The sequence below is a fragment of the Acrocarpospora sp. B8E8 genome (genome assembly GCF_039871605.1).
GTDB lineage: Bacteria > Actinomycetota > Actinomycetes > Streptosporangiales > Streptosporangiaceae > Acrocarpospora > Acrocarpospora macrocephala.
On the sequence record NZ_JBDPLV010000003.1, the window covers coordinates 233,277 to 249,192 of the forward strand.

The 15,916-nt window shown below is 67.5% G+C and carries 16 protein-coding genes; 6 read left to right on the forward strand and 10 right to left on the reverse strand.

What is annotated here, in order from left to right; all coding sequences use genetic code 11:
- The first annotated feature begins 80 nt into the window (after positions 1-80).
- Positions 81-1,838 carry an AAA family ATPase gene (locus ABGB08_RS05185; RefSeq protein ID WP_347586813.1) on the forward strand — a complete coding sequence of 586 codons (1,758 nt, stop codon included), beginning with the start codon at positions 81-83 and terminating at the stop codon, positions 1,836-1,838.
- Here the strand turns inward: ABGB08_RS05185 and ABGB08_RS05190 are convergent.
- The 3 genes from ABGB08_RS05190 to ABGB08_RS05200 form a co-directional block, all read right to left on the reverse strand.
- Positions 1,835-2,140 (reverse strand): LuxR C-terminal-related transcriptional regulator, encoded by a 306-nt coding sequence (locus ABGB08_RS05190; RefSeq protein WP_347586815.1) that lies wholly within the window; start codon positions 2,138-2,140, stop codon positions 1,835-1,837. The two genes, ABGB08_RS05185 and ABGB08_RS05190, sit on opposite strands and share 4 nt — an antisense overlap.
- A 44-nt stretch (positions 2,141-2,184) precedes the next feature.
- The gene (locus ABGB08_RS05195; protein WP_347586817.1) at positions 2,185-2,499 is read right to left on the reverse strand and encodes a hypothetical protein; all 315 of its coding nucleotides are present in this window, start codon (positions 2,497-2,499) and stop codon (positions 2,185-2,187) included.
- Positions 2,500-2,770: 271 nt separating this feature from the next.
- On the reverse strand, positions 2,771-3,016 hold the full coding sequence (locus ABGB08_RS05200; protein ID WP_347586819.1) for a hypothetical protein: 246 nt from the start codon (positions 3,014-3,016) through the stop codon (positions 2,771-2,773).
- Between the two features lie 133 nt (positions 3,017-3,149).
- On the opposite strand from ABGB08_RS05200, the gene ABGB08_RS05205 reads away from it, so the two are divergent.
- The 4 genes from ABGB08_RS05205 to ABGB08_RS05220 all read left to right on the forward strand — a co-directional run bounded on the left by ABGB08_RS05205 (position 3,150) and on the right by ABGB08_RS05220 (position 8,117).
- A complete protein-coding gene (locus tag ABGB08_RS05205) occupies positions 3,150-3,359 on the forward strand; it encodes a hypothetical protein (RefSeq protein ID WP_347586821.1) in 210 nt (69 codons plus the stop codon).
- 457 nt (positions 3,360-3,816) lie between these two features.
- Positions 3,817-5,520 (forward strand): CocE/NonD family hydrolase, encoded by a 1,704-nt coding sequence (locus ABGB08_RS05210; protein ID WP_347586823.1) that lies wholly within the window; start codon positions 3,817-3,819, stop codon positions 5,518-5,520.
- Between the two features lie 140 nt (positions 5,521-5,660).
- Entirely contained in the window at positions 5,661-6,500 is an 840-nt protein-coding gene (locus ABGB08_RS05215; protein WP_347586825.1) for a cupin domain-containing protein, read from the forward strand.
- Between the two features lie 33 nt (positions 6,501-6,533).
- Complete coding sequence (locus ABGB08_RS05220) at positions 6,534-8,117, forward strand: carboxyl transferase domain-containing protein (RefSeq protein WP_347586827.1); 1,584 nt, start codon at positions 6,534-6,536, stop codon at positions 8,115-8,117.
- 73 nt (positions 8,118-8,190) lie between these two features.
- Here ABGB08_RS05220 and ABGB08_RS05225 read toward each other — a convergent pair whose 3' ends face one another.
- Positions 8,191-9,177, reverse strand: coding sequence for a VOC family protein (locus ABGB08_RS05225; protein ID WP_347586829.1), 987 nt, complete (start codon positions 9,175-9,177; stop codon positions 8,191-8,193).
- Complete coding sequence (locus ABGB08_RS05230; protein ID WP_347586831.1) at positions 9,126-10,271, reverse strand: alpha/beta fold hydrolase; 1,146 nt, start codon at positions 10,269-10,271, stop codon at positions 9,126-9,128. Before ABGB08_RS05230 ends, ABGB08_RS05225 begins: the two co-directional genes overlap by 52 nt.
- A 47-nt stretch (positions 10,272-10,318) precedes the next feature.
- Here ABGB08_RS05230 and ABGB08_RS05235 point away from each other — a divergent pair, with 47 nt between their 5' ends.
- Complete coding sequence (locus ABGB08_RS05235) at positions 10,319-11,293, forward strand: LysR substrate-binding domain-containing protein (RefSeq protein ID WP_347586833.1); 975 nt, start codon at positions 10,319-10,321, stop codon at positions 11,291-11,293.
- A 16-nt stretch (positions 11,294-11,309) separates the two neighbouring features.
- Here the strand turns inward: ABGB08_RS05235 and ABGB08_RS05240 are convergent, their stop codons facing one another.
- The 5 genes from ABGB08_RS05240 to ABGB08_RS05260 all read right to left on the reverse strand — a co-directional run bounded on the left by ABGB08_RS05240 (position 11,310) and on the right by ABGB08_RS05260 (position 15,562).
- Positions 11,310-12,140, reverse strand: coding sequence for an SDR family oxidoreductase (locus ABGB08_RS05240; protein WP_347586835.1), 831 nt, complete (start codon positions 12,138-12,140; stop codon positions 11,310-11,312).
- Positions 12,141-12,223: 83 nt separating this feature from the next.
- Entirely contained in the window at positions 12,224-13,444 is a 1,221-nt protein-coding gene (locus ABGB08_RS05245; RefSeq protein ID WP_347586837.1) for an FAD-dependent oxidoreductase, read from the reverse strand.
- Complete coding sequence (locus ABGB08_RS05250; protein WP_347586839.1) at positions 13,441-13,659, reverse strand: ferredoxin; 219 nt, start codon at positions 13,657-13,659, stop codon at positions 13,441-13,443. The genes ABGB08_RS05245 and ABGB08_RS05250 overlap by 4 nt, the downstream gene beginning before the upstream one ends.
- On the reverse strand, positions 13,656-14,186 hold the full coding sequence (locus ABGB08_RS05255) for an aromatic-ring-hydroxylating dioxygenase subunit beta (protein WP_155354635.1): 531 nt from the start codon (positions 14,184-14,186) through the stop codon (positions 13,656-13,658). The genes ABGB08_RS05250 and ABGB08_RS05255 overlap by 4 nt, the downstream gene beginning before the upstream one ends.
- Positions 14,183-15,562, reverse strand: coding sequence for a Rieske 2Fe-2S domain-containing protein (locus ABGB08_RS05260; protein WP_347586842.1), 1,380 nt, complete (start codon positions 15,560-15,562; stop codon positions 14,183-14,185). The genes ABGB08_RS05255 and ABGB08_RS05260 overlap by 4 nt, the downstream gene beginning before the upstream one ends.
- Between the last annotated feature and the right edge of the window lie 354 nt (positions 15,563-15,916).

Sequence of the window (15,916 nt, forward strand, 5' to 3'; positions counted from 1 at the left end):
TGGGTAGCCACTCACCCGTCCACCTGGGGGATACACCGCGCTGACCTGGGTATTTGCCGGATTGGAGGGGGGATCGGACCATGCGGGGACGCCAGCGCGAATGGTCCGCCGTCGTCAAGCTGTTGGAGACCGGCGGAGCCACGCTGCTCCTGGAGGGCCAGGCGGGCATGGGCAAGACCCGGCTCCTCGCCGAAGCGGGAACCGCTGCCCGGGCACGCGGATGGTCCGTGGCCGCGAGCGCCGTCGAAGAACTCGGCCAGCTGATCCCGATGGCCCCGCTGTTCACGGCGATCGCCGAATCCCCCGACCTCACCGAGGGACCGGCCCGGCTGCTCGAACAACTCCGGTCCGCCATGGCGGCCAGAACGCCCCTGCTCGTCACCCTCGACGACCTGCAATGGGCCGACACGACGACGCTGATGGCCCTGCGCACCCTCCACGGACAGCTCTCCGAACTGCCCGTCACCTGGATCCTGGCCCGTACGGTGACCGAGGGCCACCACGACATCGACTCCCTGTTCGACATCCTCGAACGACACGGCGCCCGCCGGCTGACCCTCCCCCCGCTCCCGCCCACCGCCACCGCCGAACTGGCCGCCGACGTGCTGGCCGCGGACCCCGACCCCGACCTGCTGGCCCTGGCGGCCACCACGAACGGCAACCCCGCCCTCCTCGTCGACCTCCTGCGCGGCCTCCGCGACGAGAACTGCCTGGACATCACCGCCGGCTCCGCCCACCTCCTGTCCGCAGGCGTCCCCGAGCGCCTCCAAGCCTCGGTACGGCAACTCCTCCACCTCCTGACCCCCGAGGCCAGACACCTGGTGGAGACGGCGGCCGTGCTCGGCAGGTCCTTCCAGCTCGACGAGGTCGCCGAACTCCTGGGCTCGGCCCCGGCTCTCCTGCTTCCCCCGCTGGAGGAGGCGATCACCGCGGGCGTGCTCGTCTCGAACGCCGAAACCCTGGCCTTCCAGCACGAAGTGCTCTGGCGGGCCGTCGTCTCCGGCCTGCCTCCGGCTGTACGGCAGTCCCTGCGCCCATCGCACGACTCCGACGTCCTGGCCGCGCTCCGCCGAGGCGACCTGACGGGCGCGGCGGCCGCCTGCGCGGCCCTGCCCCATGACGCCACCGAGGCCCGGATCCGCTCCGAGTTCCTGACGGCCCAGGTCATCGAGGCTCGCGACGGCGCCGGACCCGCGATGGCGCTGGTACGGCACATCTACACGGAACCGGCCGCCACCCGTCGGCTGCTCGCCACCGAGCCGATCGCCGCCGCCTGGCTGGTCCGGCTGGCCCTCGCCGTCGGGCAGCGCTCGCTCGCCGAACGTATCGCCGAACTCGGCTCCCCGGAATCACCCGCCGCAGCACACGCCCGCGGGCTGCTCTCCTCCGATTCCACAGCGTTGGCCCAGGCCGCGCGGAACGCCACCGACCCCTGGTGCCGCGCGTCGGCGACCGAGGACCTGGGCGTGCTCCTGTCCAGAACAGGCGAAAGATCGGACGCGCTCCGCAGCCTCGATGAGGCCCTCTCCGGCTACGGCGACTGCGGCGCGACCCGCGACGAGGCCCGAGTTCGTCGCCGGATGCGCCGCATGGGCGTACGCCACCGGCACTGGACCAACGGGGAACATCCGCCTTCTGGCTGGGACAGCCTCACGGCCACCGAACTCCGGGTGTCCCTCCTGGTCGCGCAAGGCTGGACGAATCGCCAGGTGGCCGAGCAGATGTTCATCAGCGTGCACACGGTCGCCTTCCACCTCCGCCAGGTCTTCCGCAAACTGGAGATCGGCTCCCGCGTCGCCCTCGCCCGCCTCGCGGCCGAACGCGAGTCCAACGACTAGAGCCACCCCCGCTGTACGGCACGAGCCCCCGCCTGAAACCGGCTCCGCGCCCCCAACCGGGTCATGAGGGACGACATCGACCGCCGAACCGTACGCAACGAGAGCCCCAGCCGCCGCGCGGCCCTCTCATCGGTCTGCCCCTCCAGCAACATCCGCAGCAACTCGTGTGGGCATCGCCGCCTTCTACGAGGCGAGAGCCCCACTCGGAAACGCCTTCCACGACACCATCTGGCTCCTGGTGGCCCTGTCGCTGGCCAGCCTCGCCCTGACGCCCTTCCTCGGACGCACCGTCGCGTCAACATCCTGACCCTGGTGGGCAGGCCCGGGTCCCAGGCCTGCCCCTGGATCAGCCCCGCGTCTCAACCCAAACGCTGATGGTCGTGTGCGCGCTGATGTTGGCGAAGGACGTGCTACCGGCCGGCACCCAGGGCCCCTCGATCGGGATTAGCCCGACCTCCGGCAGGAAGTGCCGCTGAAGAACCCTGATCCGGTGCTCGCCGGTCCCGGTGGCGCAGAAGCTGGAAGCCCACCTTTGCTGCGTGTTGAGCTGGTAGCTGCAGTCCGTGGGCGCGGCGAGCGCGCTCGACGCAGTACTCACGACCAGGGCGGCCGCCAGCACCGCGGTGGCGGAGGCGGCGACGATCTTTTTTCTCGTACCCATGCGTCACTCCTGAAGGGATGGGGGGTGCAACACGCGAGTTCGTCGGCAGATCCCGCCAGCTCAACGAACAGGCAGGCTTTCCTTAGGAAAGTTTCTTAATAGAAACTACGACACCCTGCGGACTCCGTCAATCGAGCTACCTTCGGCACATGCGCGGCCAGACCAAGGCGTAGCCGGCAATCAGTGCGGCGACACGGCCATCACGGTCGAGTGCGAAGGAGACATCGGGTCTGACCAAAGGTTGACCCAGGTGGATGACGGTCTCGAGTGACTAAGCTCCGGGGTCCTTTGTCGCGAGGATGCCAAGGTTGGGCCACCAGAGGCGGGGGAAGGAGCGTTTCTCCCCGGTGAACTCCTGGCCCGGGTTGAGGTCAGTGGTCTTCTCGGGGCTGTCGCCCCGGAGGGAGCGGACACGTTTGTGCAGGCCGCCACGCGGGAGCACCTGGAAGGGCGTTAACAGGGCGTGGAGTTTTTCGTCGGCCAGCAGCACCGCCTCCTGATCCAGAGTGACGGCCACGACGTCCACTCCCTCGTTGAGGCGGTAGTAGTAGAGGGCGCCCTCGGCGACGTCGAGAACGGTTCGGACGAGGTCAGGATCTCCCGGACCCGATATGGGATCGATATCCCGTCAACCAGGCACAACTCAATGTATGTTGCGATCTCACCCAACTGCCTTCGCCAAGGAAACCGAGATGGATGGCGAGGCGTTCTTCCAGCTCTTCGAGGTTGAGAACGTCGTTCAGGTCGAGGACGTGCGGGCTTACACCGGACGGGTCGCGACGCCAGCACTCGCCCGCGACGGCAGTCCTCGTCCGACTGGGCCGCCAGGTTCTGGCCTCGTTGCCTCGACCATGCAGTAGCCGCTCGTGTACGCCGACGCCGCGGTCCTTCCGTCGCGGCGTCGCAACCGGCGCAGGCGTGGTCCGATGCACCGCTGCGCGTCGACCGCAAGGCCCAGTCATTGTTTCCATCAATTATTCGCATCGAAACGGATTGTTTGCCCCGGGAGGTTATTGCGCTTTAGTTTTGCGTGACCAATGGTCCGATGTCGAACGCCGCGAGTCAGTCCCTCGAGCGGGCGGCGTTGCGCGACCGCGGCACCGCTTCGTCCAGAGGAGAAGTAATGCTTGGTCGCATGTGCTACTCCGTAGGGGCCCTCTTACGACCGAGTCGAAAGCATTCGGCGCCCCCGACGCTGGATCAGCACGGAGCTGCCCTGTCCCGTGAGTTCGGAGGGCATCGATGAGTCGCCAACTCCTTCCGACGCCTGGGAACCAGGCGGCACGCCAACCAAGTCGACACAGCGGCGGGAGCACTATGCGGCAGTACGTCGGCCAGAACATGACAATCGACAAGGATGTCCCCATCCCGTTGCGCGACGGCAGTTTCGTGATGGCGAACGTCTTCCGCCCGCCGGGCGACGGGCCGTGGCCGGTCATCATGAACTACGGACCGTACGGGAAGGACGTGCACTTCAGCGAGTTCATGCCGGCGGTATGGGCGACGCTGCAGGACAACCACCCAGAGATCACGTCGCGGTCCAGCCTCACGCACCTGACCTTCGAGACGCCCGACCCCGAGATCTGGACGACGTTCGGCTATGCGCTGGTCCGAGTCGACTCTCGGGGGGCCGGTAAGTCGCCAGGCCTGCTGCACCCGAACTCGCCGGACGAGTTTCAAGACGCCTATGAGGCTGTGGAATGGGCGGCAGCGGCTCCGTGGTCCAACGGCAAGGTAGGGCTGCTCGGCATCTCCTACTACGCCTCGGGGCAGTGGATGATCGCCCAGCTCCGGCCCCCGGGCCTCGCGGCGCTGCAACCGTGGCAGGGCACGTGCGACTTCTATCGTGACCGCACCCGCCAGGGCGGGATCTTCAGCAGCGGCTTTGTCGACATGTGGTGGAACCGGTGCGTCGTCGAGAACCAGCACGGGTCCGCATCATCGAGGTTCACCGACTACTTCACGGGCGAGCGCAACACGGGCCCGGCACTGGCCGCGGAGGAGTTGGCCGCCAACCGTCCTGACTACATCCAGGACATCCTCGACCATCCGCTGGAGGACGACTGGTACAAGGCCCGCAGCGCCGACCTCGAGCAGATCGAGGTCCCCGCCCTGGTCGTCGCGAACTGGGGAGGCCTGCAGGTCCACCTGCGCGGCACGCTCCTGGGGTTCGAGGGCATCAGCTCAACGGAGAAGTGGCTCAGGGTCCAGCGGGGCTCGTACTTCATGACCTTCTACCATCCAGACAACGTCGACATCCAGCGACGCTTCTTCGATCGCTACCTCAAGGACCAGACCGACGCCTGGACCGGCGAGCCGGTCGTGAAGGTCGACGTCCGCAGCATGGACGACGGCGTGGCCCGGTCGCTCACCGCGACCGCCTGGCCGCTCCCCGACTGCGTGGAGCAGCGCTTCCACCTGGACGCCGGGGCAGGCGCCCTCTCGACAGAGCCTCCCTCGACCCGACGCCAGGTCAGCTTCGAAGCCCGGAAAGGGGCGGCCGTCTTCTCGACCGGCCCGCTGCGACAGGACCTGACCTTCGCGGGCCCGATCCTCCTGCGACTCCGGCTCGCGAGTACGACCAGCGAAGCCGATGTCTTCGCCACCCTGCAGGCCTTCAACGCCGACGGATCGGAGGCCGGCTTCGAGGACTCGACGTTGGCGCCGTCGCCGGTTTCCCAGGGCTGGCTACGGGCCAGTCATCGTTCGGTCGATCCGTCACGGTCGGGCTTCCTGCGTCCCTTCCACGACCACCACAGGCACCAGCCCCTCGTACCCGGAGATGCCTACGACCTCGAGGTTGAGCTGTGGCCAGGCAGCCTGTCATTACCGCGCGGAGCGGAGCTGCGGCTCACCATCTCGGGGCTGGATTTCCAGTCCTCGGGCGAGGGCCTGGCGAACATGGGGCACGATCATCCGTGCGATCGACCGGAGCCCGAGTTCGCCGGCACGCACACGATCTCGACAGGTCCAGACGTCCCGGCGTACCTGGCCCTTCCCCGCTTGGAGCAGCAGTCGTGAGCCAGTCTCTACCGCGATCCCGCAGAGTCCTGTTCGTTCCGAGAGCCGACGGCCCCCCGAGGCTGGTCGACTCACGCCTGTCACTGGGATTCGACATTGTTCCGACGGTCTACTGCGAGGAGCTGTGGGAGTCGCCCAGCGTGGGCGATCTCACGTCCGCGGTCGATCGTGCTCCCACGACGGTGGCCTTTCCTCAGCCGGGTCAGGTGATCGCGCGACTGCTGGAGTTCCGGCCCGCATCCGCTGACGAGGTCGCGTCGGAGCAGGCCGCCGTCGAGGACCTCATGGCCGACTCCGGAGCGACGCGCGGTGATCTGCACCGCACGCAGACCTCCGACTTCTTCTCGGTCGTCGCCGGTGAGGTGACCCTGAAGGCGGACGGCGAGGAGGTACAGCTGTCCGAAGGCGATTTCGCGATCTGCCTGGGTGCGATGCATGGATGGAGCTGCCACACGTCCAGCAGCGCACGCGTCTTCGCCGTCCTCACCGGCGCTCGAGATTACGGTGATACCGATTCTGTCGACATCGAGTTCGCGGGGTCCCCTCCGGCCGGTCGATCACGGACTGCCCGTCGAGTCGTGCTCGGTCACGACTCGACAGGCACCGCACGAATCCTCGACGACCGCGCCGTCGCCCTGTCCAGCCGGCTGTGGGACACCGACGGGCCGGTTCCGACCAACCGCGTGACGCGTGACAGGTGGGCACCGAGCACCACCGAATCGGGCGCGCTCAGCCGCGCTCAGGGCTTCGAAGTCGTAGCGGTGAACGGTGCCGGTTCGGAGCGCGTGAGCGGCCGGAACCATACATTGATCGGCATCGTCATCCGAGGGAAGGTCACACTGACAGTCGATCGGTGCGCCGAAGAGGCCGCCCTGGCCTGCGGAGATATGTTCGTCTTGAACGGCTTCGACGCGACCTTCTCATGCCCGTCCGACAAGCCAGCGCTGGTGAGCTTTGTCAGTCTTTCCGGTCAGCGCTAGCGCCCGGCTGAGCCCTCGACAGGATCGTGACGGGTGACGCCACACGTAACGCGACCGGTCGACCCGGTCGTGGCCGACCGCCACCCCACCAAGGGCCGCCGGCTCAGTTTCGCCGAACTCCGGGATCTCGTCCTCGACACCGGGTCATGGCAGTCGTGGGACTCGCCGGTGGAACGCGGCGATATCGAGGCGCAGTACGCCGAGACGCTAAGGCGAGCTCGGGAGAGCAGCCGACATGACGAGTCGGTCGTGACCGGAGAGGCACGGCTGCGCGGCCGCCGCGTCGCGGTGATCGCCGGTGACGTCAGCTTCCTCGCCGGCTCGGTCGGCGTCGCGGCTGCGAAGCGGGTTATGGCAGCCGTCGAGCGCGCGACCGCCCAACGCCTGCCCCTGCTCGGCGCACCGGTGTCCGGTGGCACCCGCATGCAGGAAGGGACGCTCGCGTTCGTCCAGATGGTCGGCATCGCCGCTGCCATCGCCCAGCACAAGGCAGCGGGGCTCCCCTACCTGGTCTATCTGCGCAGTCCCACTTTCGGGGGAGTGCTCGCGTCATGGGGCTCGCTCGGCCACATCACGGTGGGCGAGCCGCACGCTGCCATCGGGTTCCTGGGGCCTCGTGTGTACATGGCGCTTCATGGGGAGCCGTTTCCCGCGGGAGTTCAGACCGCGGAACACATGGTCCGACACGGACTGCTCGACGGCGTTGTACCGCCCGAGCACATCGCGGAGTTGGCCGACCGGACGCTGCGGGTGTTGACCGCGCCGCGGCCTCAGCACCCTTCGCACCGGTTCGTCCCGGTGGAGAACGGACCGCCGGACGACGAGGTCGATGGTGAGGCGGTCGAGAGCAAGTCCGCCTGGGACGTCGTCGCGTCGTCTCGTCGCTCGGACCGACCCGGGATCCGACGCCTGTTGCGTGCCTCCGCGACGGACGTCGTGCCGCTGTCGGGCAGCGGCATCGGCGAACGGGAGCCAGGTCTGGTGCTCGCGCTGGCTCGATTCAGCGGTACGTCCTGCGTCGTGCTGGGCCAGGACCGGGGTGCGCAGCATCGCATCGGACCTTTCGGGCCGGCCATGCTCCGTGAGGCCCGCCGTGGCATCCGCCTCTCGCACGATCTGGGACTGCCCTTGGTGACCGCCATCGACACGCCAGGCGCCTCTCTGTCCGCTCGCGCCGAGGAGGGTGGGCTGGCTGCGGAGATCGCCCGCTGCTTGCACGACCTGGTCACGCTCAGATCACCGTCGCTTGCCGTGCTCCTGGGTCCGGGCGCGGGTGGCGGGGCACTGGCCTTCCTGCCCGCGGATCGGGTGATAGCCGCTGCCAACGGGTGGCTTGCGCCGTTGCCGCCCGAAGGCGCCTCGGCGATCGTCCACCGCGACCTCGACCATGCGCCCACGATGGCCCAGGAGCAAGGGATCCGGGCCATCGACCTATGGCGTGCCGGCATCGTCGACCGGATCGTGCCCGAGCGGCCCGACGCGGCGGACGAGCCAGACGACTTCTGTCGAAGGCTCGGCCGGGCGATCGGCGAAGAGCTGACCGCTCTCCGCCGCCGCCCTGACGACGAACGACACGAAAGCAGATGGCGCCGCTACCGCGAACTTGGCGACGCCTAGTGGCTCAGCACGGAACTTTGGCCCGGTAATTCGCCTGCCACTGGAGTTGACGGCAGCGGGTCACTGGCCGACATCAGATGGGCGGAGCGATGAATACGCCCTTGTCGGGGTCGTTGAACTGCCGCGAAGCGACGATTTCGTTCATCGGGTTCGCTGTCCCCCACTGGTCGGCAACGTCTTCACTCGTTGCGTCGAAGACTGTCGGATGCCACGTGTCCTCATCGACCAGTTCCAGCTCTGTGGTGTACTCCACCGTGTTGCCAACGGGGTCGAGGAAGTAACTGAAGGTGTTGTCCCCCGCCTTGTGCCGGCCCGGGCCCCAGACTTTCTCGACGCCATTGCGCAGCATGCGTCCGGTGCCGCGCATGTACTCGTCGATCCCTCGCATCTCGAAGGAGGCGTGGTGGAACGAGACATGGGGTCCTCGGGAGACGGCGAAACTGTGGTGCCACTCGTTGCAGCGCAGGAACCACATGAGCTCGCCCATGTGCGGCAACGCCAAGGAGTCTGTCAGCCGGAATCCGAGGTGCCTGACATACCAGGCGACAGTGGCCTCGGGCGTGGGAGAGTTGACCACGAAGTGCGACAGGCGCACGGGGATGGACTCCCGCTCCTCGATTCTGCGATGGACCCGGACTCCGACGTCGGCCGACACTTCCACTACCCGACCATCGCAGTCGAAGAATCGAACCCCGTATCCGCCACCGGGTGTATCGAGTGCGCGAGGCTCATGGACGAGCGTGACGCCGTCCTTCACCAGACGGGACGTCAGCTCGTCGACGTCCGCCGACGTTGCCGCACCGAACGCCACCAGGTCCAACCGTTTGAGGTCGTCGCGGCGCAGACGCATGATGTACTGCTCGGGTGAACCCTCCGCCGCAAGGAAGTGGACTCCCGAGTCCCTGGCGACATCCGTCAGTCCCCATAGGTTCCGGTAGAAGTCCGCCTGCCGGTCCAGGTCGGGCATGGCGATGTCGACATGGCGCAGATGAGTGATGAGGTGTTTGGTCACAGCTGGTTCCCCTCCGCGGCCGAGGGGAAAAGGTATCCACTCAGCCACTGTGCGATGACGTCTTGAATGGTCTTCATGTCGGCTCCCATGTGACCGCCCGGATAGAGCCGGGCGGTCTTGGGGTCGCCGTACTCAAGCGCGAGCGTGATGTCCGCTGACGCGTTCTGCAGATCGTCCTTGCCGTTCACCAACAGAAGTGGGCAGGACGGTCCGTCCATCAAGCCCTGATCGAGGAGGGAGAGCTCGGGGCAGCGAGCCACATAGTCCTCGAACGTCGAGCCTCCGAAGATCCGGGCCCGCGCCGCCATCAGATCCATGAGGTACGACGACGCGTTCCGGGATTGTTCCTGCCACGTGCGCTGGAACGTGAGATGAATGCCGCCACCCCAGTTCACCGCGGCGACGAGGCGGTCACGATGCGTGTACGCCAGCTTGGTGGCCCAGTAGCCGCCGAACGACCCGCCCAGCACCGCCACGCGGCTGTCGTCCAGCTCGCTCCCCGCGATCCAGTTGAAGATCGGATCCCACAGTCGCTCCGCGTCCTTTCCGGCCGGCACGGGAGCTTCGCCGACGCCGGGCATGTCGATGAGAACAGTGGCGATGCCACGCCGCAGGTACCGTTTGCAGCTGACGAGTGTCTCCTCTTTCCAGGAGTCGATACCCGCCCAGGTGATGAGCACGGGAGGGTTCGCGACGCCCTCGGGCCTGGCGACGTAGAAGGCGACCGACCGGCCTTCACCCGGCCGACCGTGAAAGGGGACTTCCACCCGCTGCACGGGCGGATCATCCAGGGCGACAGCCCGCAGGAAGTACGCACGCGCCTTGTCGTAGGCCGCAGCCTTCGCGGGATGATTCGGAACCGGGTAACGACCCAGGAAGGCGAACTGATACGCCTGCCACCACGCGTCGCGTGCCGCCGAACGGTCTCCTCGGGCCTCGGCGGCTTCCGCCGCGGTCACAAACGTTGATGCCCCTCGCAGCCAGGTACCGCTCCACGACGCAGGATCGATGTCCGTCAGTTCATCGATGGCTCGCGCCGCGGCCTCCTTGTCGATGAGGCCCATCGGGTGTCGTGCGGCATCGAGATGACGCCGGAGCCAGGTCCGCGCGCCCTCGATCGTCTGGCTCTCCGGTCCCGCCATGCCCGCCTACCTTCTTTGGACGATCGTGCGATCCGATCAATGGATACTTGGCTCATCAATCGATCCGGTCGATTAATGTCGCGAGCATGAGTGAACACCCTGTCGATCTCCGACGGATCGATCTCAACTTGCTGGTTGCCTTCGAGGCGCTCGTTACGGAACGCAGCGTCACGCGAGCAGCGTGGCGACTGGGAGTCGGTCAGTCGGCGATGAGCTCGACGCTGAGCCGGTTGCGCAAGTTGCTTCGTGACGATGTGCTGGTGCGTGAGGGTCGCGGACTGGTCGCGACCCCGATGTCGGAGTCGTTGCTGGAGCCGGTGCGGGGCGTCCTGGTCGACATCGAGCAGATCCTGGCAGGACGGCACGACTTCAATCCCGCGACGGACGCGAGGACCTTCAGGCTGCTCGTGACGAACTACCACCTGACGTACTCGTTCCTGCGTCCACTGCTGGCCCGCTTGGAGGCGGAGGCACCCCGCGTGCGCCTGCACATCGAGCCGCCCGCTGACGATTTCGCCGGGCGCCTGCATCGTCACGAGGTCGACCTTCTGATCACTCCCCGAGAGGCCTACCCCGAGCATCACGCCATGCCGCACCGGGTTCTTTTCAGCGATCGGTATGTCGTCGCCGTTGACCGTGACCACCCGGAGATCCACGACGAGATCACGTACGAGCAGTTCTGTACCCTGCCCTACCTGGCGACGTGGTCGGGCCGGCACCGATCCTTCTTCGAACTGCAGTTGGACCTCATGGGAGTGCCCCGCAACCTCGAGCTCACGACCGAGTTCGGCATCGCCCCATTCCTTCTTCAAGGCACCAGGCTGATCACCGTCCTCCAGGAACGACTCGCTCGTAAACTGGTGGAGCAGCTCAATCTGAAGCTGCTCGAGCCGCCGATCGCGAACCTGCACGTGCTGACGGAAACGATGGTGTGGTCCGAGCGGACCGATCGTGATCCCGCGCATCGTTGGTTGCGCCAGCAGCTGGTGAACCTGGCCGCGGAGATCACCGGCGAGGCGTGAGGCCAGGCCCGGCACCTCAGACCCCGATTCCGCCGGTTGCTCCGGGACCGCTGAGGACGGCCCGGTTCAGCGCGCCCTGCTCGAGCAGCACCGTCTGCCCCGTCACCACGGCGTTGCGGCGTGACGCCAGGTAGGCGTAGATCGGGGCATAGTCCAGCGGGGTCGGAAGCTCGCTCATCAGCGTGAGCTTGCGGAATGTGTTGAGCATGGCGTCCTTCGGGATGTCGGACTGCTTGAAACCCTCGAGTCCAAGGCTCCTGGGGCCTTGGAGTTGGCTGTCCGCGATAGCGCCCGGTGCCACACCGTTGACGCGGACCCGCGGCGAGAACTCGAACGCGAGTTGCCGTACGGCACTGACCACCGCACCCTTCGTCGCGGTGTACATCAACCCGCCGCCGTCGGCGGCATAGGCGGCCACGGACGCAGTGAGCACGATGGAGCCGTTGCTCTCCTCGAGGAGCTCCAGGAAGACCTTGCACGCCAGGATGTAGCCGAGAACATTGACGTGGAACAACTCGTCGAAGAGGGACGGGACACGTTCGATCGCCACGTCGCGAAGCGGGACCTGTCCGTCGAAGATGCCTTGCGACCCGATGAGTGAGTCGAGCCTGCCCCAGCGCTCGACAACGGCCTGCCGACACGCGAGGAGGTCTTCGGGGCTGGTGACGTCGCCGCGGAACAGCAGCACGTCGTCACCGAACTCGCCCTTCAGGGCAACGATCTTGGCCTCCGAGATCTCGAAAATGGCCACCCGCGCGCCCTCGCTCACACAATGGCGGGCGATCCCGAGTCCAAGACCAGACCCGCCACCGAGAATGAGGACAACGTCCCCGTCGAACATCTGCATTGACTTCCTTCTCTCTTTCTGACCTTGTGACGACCTGCGGATGCACGTGTGCCGAGCCGCATGACGGCTCGGGCGGCGCGATCTCAGGAGGTTCGTGATGAAAGCTGCTGCCGAGCCAGCGCGTGAGCGTCGGCGAGCGGAGCCCGGGCGAGCAGCAACCGGCGATAGCCGCGTAGCGCGCGGTCCCGCCGGCAGGCGGTGACGCCGTGCCAGGTGCCGTCCCGGCCGTGGTGCAGGACGACGAACTCGCCGCTTGCCACGTCACCTTCCACGGTCTCGTCCAGGTCGCCGGGTTCGCGGGTGCCGATCGAGCGAATCGTGTGGCCGTACTGCTCGGTCCAGAAGGTGCGCGGTCCGTGGTACGCGTTGGCCTCCCCGCGCGCGACGTTGAGACCCACGTTGCGGCCCTGCTCGACCGCGTTGGTCCAGTGGCCGAAGCCGAGCGTCTGCCCGGGGGACTCGCCGTCCGTCCGGGCGAGGTCACCAGCGGCCCAGACGTCCGGGACGCCAGTCCGCCCGGCGGCGTCGCACAGCACGCCGCCCCGCCGCCGGACCCCCGATCCGGTAAGCCACTCGTCGCACGGGACGACACCGATGCCGGCCAGGACGACGTCGCCGTGGTGTACGGATCCATCCTCCAGGTGGACCAGGAAGTCGCCGGGGCCGCCACCGACCGAGATCACCTTCCGGCCGAGGTGACCGTCGACGCCGTGGGTCCGATGCTGATCCCACAGCCAGCGGGCCACCTGGTCGCCGAGGCAGCCGGCCAGCGGCAGGGTGTCGGCACCCAGCACGGTCACCGGCACGTGCCTGGCCCGCAGGGCGGCGGCGATCTCGAGGCTGATGAAGCCCGTCCCGATCAGCGTCACCGTGCGCGCGGCGTCGACGAGGTCACGCAGCAGCTCGAGGTCCTCGACGGTCCCCAGCCCCGGCAGCGGGTGACCGTCCACAGTGGTCATGGTCCGGGGACGGCTGCCGGTGGCCAGAATCAGCGCGTCGTAGGGCAGGACCGCACCGTCTCCGGTGACGACGAGGCGACGGTCGATGTCCAACCCGCGCGCCGCGTGGCCAACCTGGAGGTCGATCCCCCGCTCGGCCAACTGCTCGGGGGTCCGCAGCGACAACGGCTGGGCCGCGGGCCGGACGAGCAGACCCTTGGACAGCATCGTCCGGTCGTACGGCGGCCGCCGCTCCTCGCCGAGCACGGTGATCGTTCCCGTCCAGCCGCCGTCCCGCAGACCGTCCGCGGCCGCCAGGCCGGCCGCGGACGCTCCGGCGATCACCGCAGCCCGCGGCGGCGTCATCGGTCGCCCGCCGACTGGAGGGAAAGGGCCTGGGCGGGGCACACCCGGACCGCCTGCTCGACGTCCGCGACATCGTCGGCGTCGACGACGTCGCGCAGGACCACCGCGATCGGGCTGCCCGCCGGGACGTCGAAGACGTCGGGATGCACGGCGACGCACAGCCCGTACGCCTGACACCTGGTCGCGTCGACGGCAATCCGGGTCCTCCCGTTCACAGCAGCACCCCGAGGTTGGGCGTCAGGAGGCTGGTCTCGGTCAAGATCACCTCGCGGGAGACCAGCCGGAGCCCCTCGCCGGTCCAGCGAAGGCGGTCGTTGCGCCGGCACGGGATGAGGTCGAAGTGCGGGTCGATGCCGCGCTGGCGGTAGACCAGCAGCGCGCTCGACACGTCGACCAGGTCCGGGCCCGGGCCCGGGCTCACCTCGACGCTGCCCACCAGGCGCATCGTCCGGGACGGGGGAACCTCGGAGTAGGCGTGACCGGTCGCGAGCCGGTTCAGCCTCGTCCGGACGTTCATCTTGTTGTCGCGGAGGCGGAACGCGGACCGGTTGATTTCCGCCGTTCGCGGCTCGGCAGCCTGCCGGATCGGGATCGTGTAAAGCAGGTCGTCGGCCAGCAGCTCGAACCACTCCTCTTCGCGCCCCTCGTCGAGCAGACGGGCCTCGCGAGCCAGGAACGTCGCGACGGCGGTGTACACGTCGGCGTCGACGGCGGTGGTGCCGGTGGGGGTTGGGGCGCTCATCGGTCGCCCTCCGCGGAGTGGTCGCGGGCCTGCATGACCCGGAGCCAGTGCCGGTAGAAATGCAGTTGGTTGTGCTCGCCGAACCCGGTGCGGCGCCGGATGCCGGGTCCCTTCCACGTGAGGTCGGGAGACTGGTCGACCTCGGACTTGTTGCCCTGCTGGAAGTGGAACATCATCCGCTCCCGCCGGGCCCACGGGCTGGCCGCGGCGCGCGGCGCACCCTCCCAGGCGACCGTGTCGTCCTGCTCGGCCACGCCGGCCGAGCCGAACTGCATCTGCCCGATGACGGCATCCTGCAGCGCCGACTGCTCGTCCTGGAAGGTCCACACGAACTGCCAGCTCCACACCTCAAGCTCGCCGGGGCCGACGGGCTGCCATTGCCGGAATGACGTGATAACCGACGACAGCCCGCTGCCGTCCATGGCGATGCCCCGGTAGAAGCTGAGGTTCGGAAAGATCGTGCCCACGATCGGCCCATCATGGGTAACGACGTGGACCTGCATCTCGTCCAGTCCGGACAGGTCGAAGTGGTCCTTGATCTCGGGCGGGTAACCCCAGAACTCGAACCCCGGGTGCACGGCCGTCGTCCACGCGATGCCCATGAACGCGTGACCGTTGCCGAACTCGTACGGCCGGCCGAACTCGCCACCCGCGTCGAGGCCACCGGCGATCCCGATCTCCTGCATGCTGCCGTGCAGGTTCGGCACATGGTAGATGTCGCCGGCGAAGTTCTCGGCGGCGGTCTTCCAGTTCGCCTTGACCTGGTAGCGGTCTGGCGGCCCGGCCACCCGCATCCCGTCCGGGTGCAGGCCGACGAGGGCGTCCAGCATCCAGCCCGCGCCGCCCAGGTAATCCCCCAGCGGCTCGACGTCGGCCGACAGTGACGCGAAGACGAACCCGTGTCGCGAGTCGACCCGCGGCGCCCGCAGCAGGCCCCACTCTTTGCCGTCGAGCGGTTCCCCGTAGGCACGCCGCAGGAACGGCGTGCCGACCAGTTCACCGGTGTTGGCGTAGGTCCAGCCGTGGTAGTTGCACTTGAAGAACCGCGAGTTGCCCTGGTCCGTCTGGCATACCTGGGTCCCTCGGTGCCGGCAGTAGTTGGACAGCACGTTGATGCCGCCCTCCCCGTCCCGGGTGACGATGACCGGGTCCAGCCCGATCCGCCGCTGGACGAAGTCGCCCGGATTCGGGATTTCGCTTTCGTGCGCCACGAACACCCAACTGCGGCCGAAAATGCGCTCGACTTCGGCCTGGAAGACCGCGGAGTCGTTGAAGATCTCGACCGGAAGCAGGTCGTCGGCCAGCCCGGTCTCCGTTCGGGCCAAGATGTCGTCGAGATCGGACCGTGGCCATGCGGGCGCGGCTGTTTCGTTCATGCTGCCTCCTATATGTGACGCGCGTGTGACGCGGGCAACATCTGTGTCGACCAGGTTAAGAACACCGTCACATTCAGGGAAACGATAATTTTTAATAGCACCTATTGATTTGAATAATGCATAACTGGCGCGCAGGCCGACGTTCTACAACGGCACTGAAGGTAAACATTCACGCCAGTGACTCTGGGTGTTCGTGAGCCTCGTGTGGCGAGCAAGGTTCATGGGTTGCCGGGCGACACGCCGAGCCGGGTGCGTGCTTTGTCCCTGATGAGGTGATCCGCTTGGTGATGTGTCCCCTGGTGAGGAAGTGTCGTGGCGTGAGCTGAGCCTGCTCATGCTGCTGGCCGCCCAGGG

Excerpts from the sequence above, each read along its gene's own strand:
- ABGB08_RS05255 (WP_155354635.1), bottom strand. The coding sequence starts at position 14,186 with ATGAGCGCCCCAACCCCCACCGGCACCACCGCCGTCGACGCCGACGTG.
- ABGB08_RS05230 (WP_347586831.1), bottom strand. The coding sequence starts at position 10,271 with ATGGCGGGACCGGAGAGCCAGACGATCGAGGGCGCGCGGACCTGGCTC.
- ABGB08_RS05190 (WP_347586815.1), bottom strand. The coding sequence starts at position 2,140 with ATGTTGACGCGACGGTGCGTCCGAGGAAGGGCGTCAGGGCGAGGCTGG.
- ABGB08_RS05240 (WP_347586835.1), bottom strand. The coding sequence starts at position 12,140 with ATGCAGATGTTCGACGGGGACGTTGTCCTCATTCTCGGTGGCGGGTCT.
- ABGB08_RS05245 (WP_347586837.1), bottom strand. The coding sequence starts at position 13,444 with ATGACGCCGCCGCGGGCTGCGGTGATCGCCGGAGCGTCCGCGGCCGGC.
- ABGB08_RS05205 (WP_347586821.1), top strand. The coding sequence starts at position 3,150 with ATGTTGCGATCTCACCCAACTGCCTTCGCCAAGGAAACCGAGATGGAT.
- ABGB08_RS05195 (WP_347586817.1), bottom strand. The coding sequence starts at position 2,499 with ATGGGTACGAGAAAAAAGATCGTCGCCGCCTCCGCCACCGCGGTGCTG.
- ABGB08_RS05210 (WP_347586823.1), top strand. The coding sequence starts at position 3,817 with ATGCGGCAGTACGTCGGCCAGAACATGACAATCGACAAGGATGTCCCC.
- ABGB08_RS05185 (WP_347586813.1), top strand. The coding sequence starts at position 81 with ATGCGGGGACGCCAGCGCGAATGGTCCGCCGTCGTCAAGCTGTTGGAG.
- ABGB08_RS05260 (WP_347586842.1), bottom strand. The coding sequence starts at position 15,562 with ATGAACGAAACAGCCGCGCCCGCATGGCCACGGTCCGATCTCGACGAC.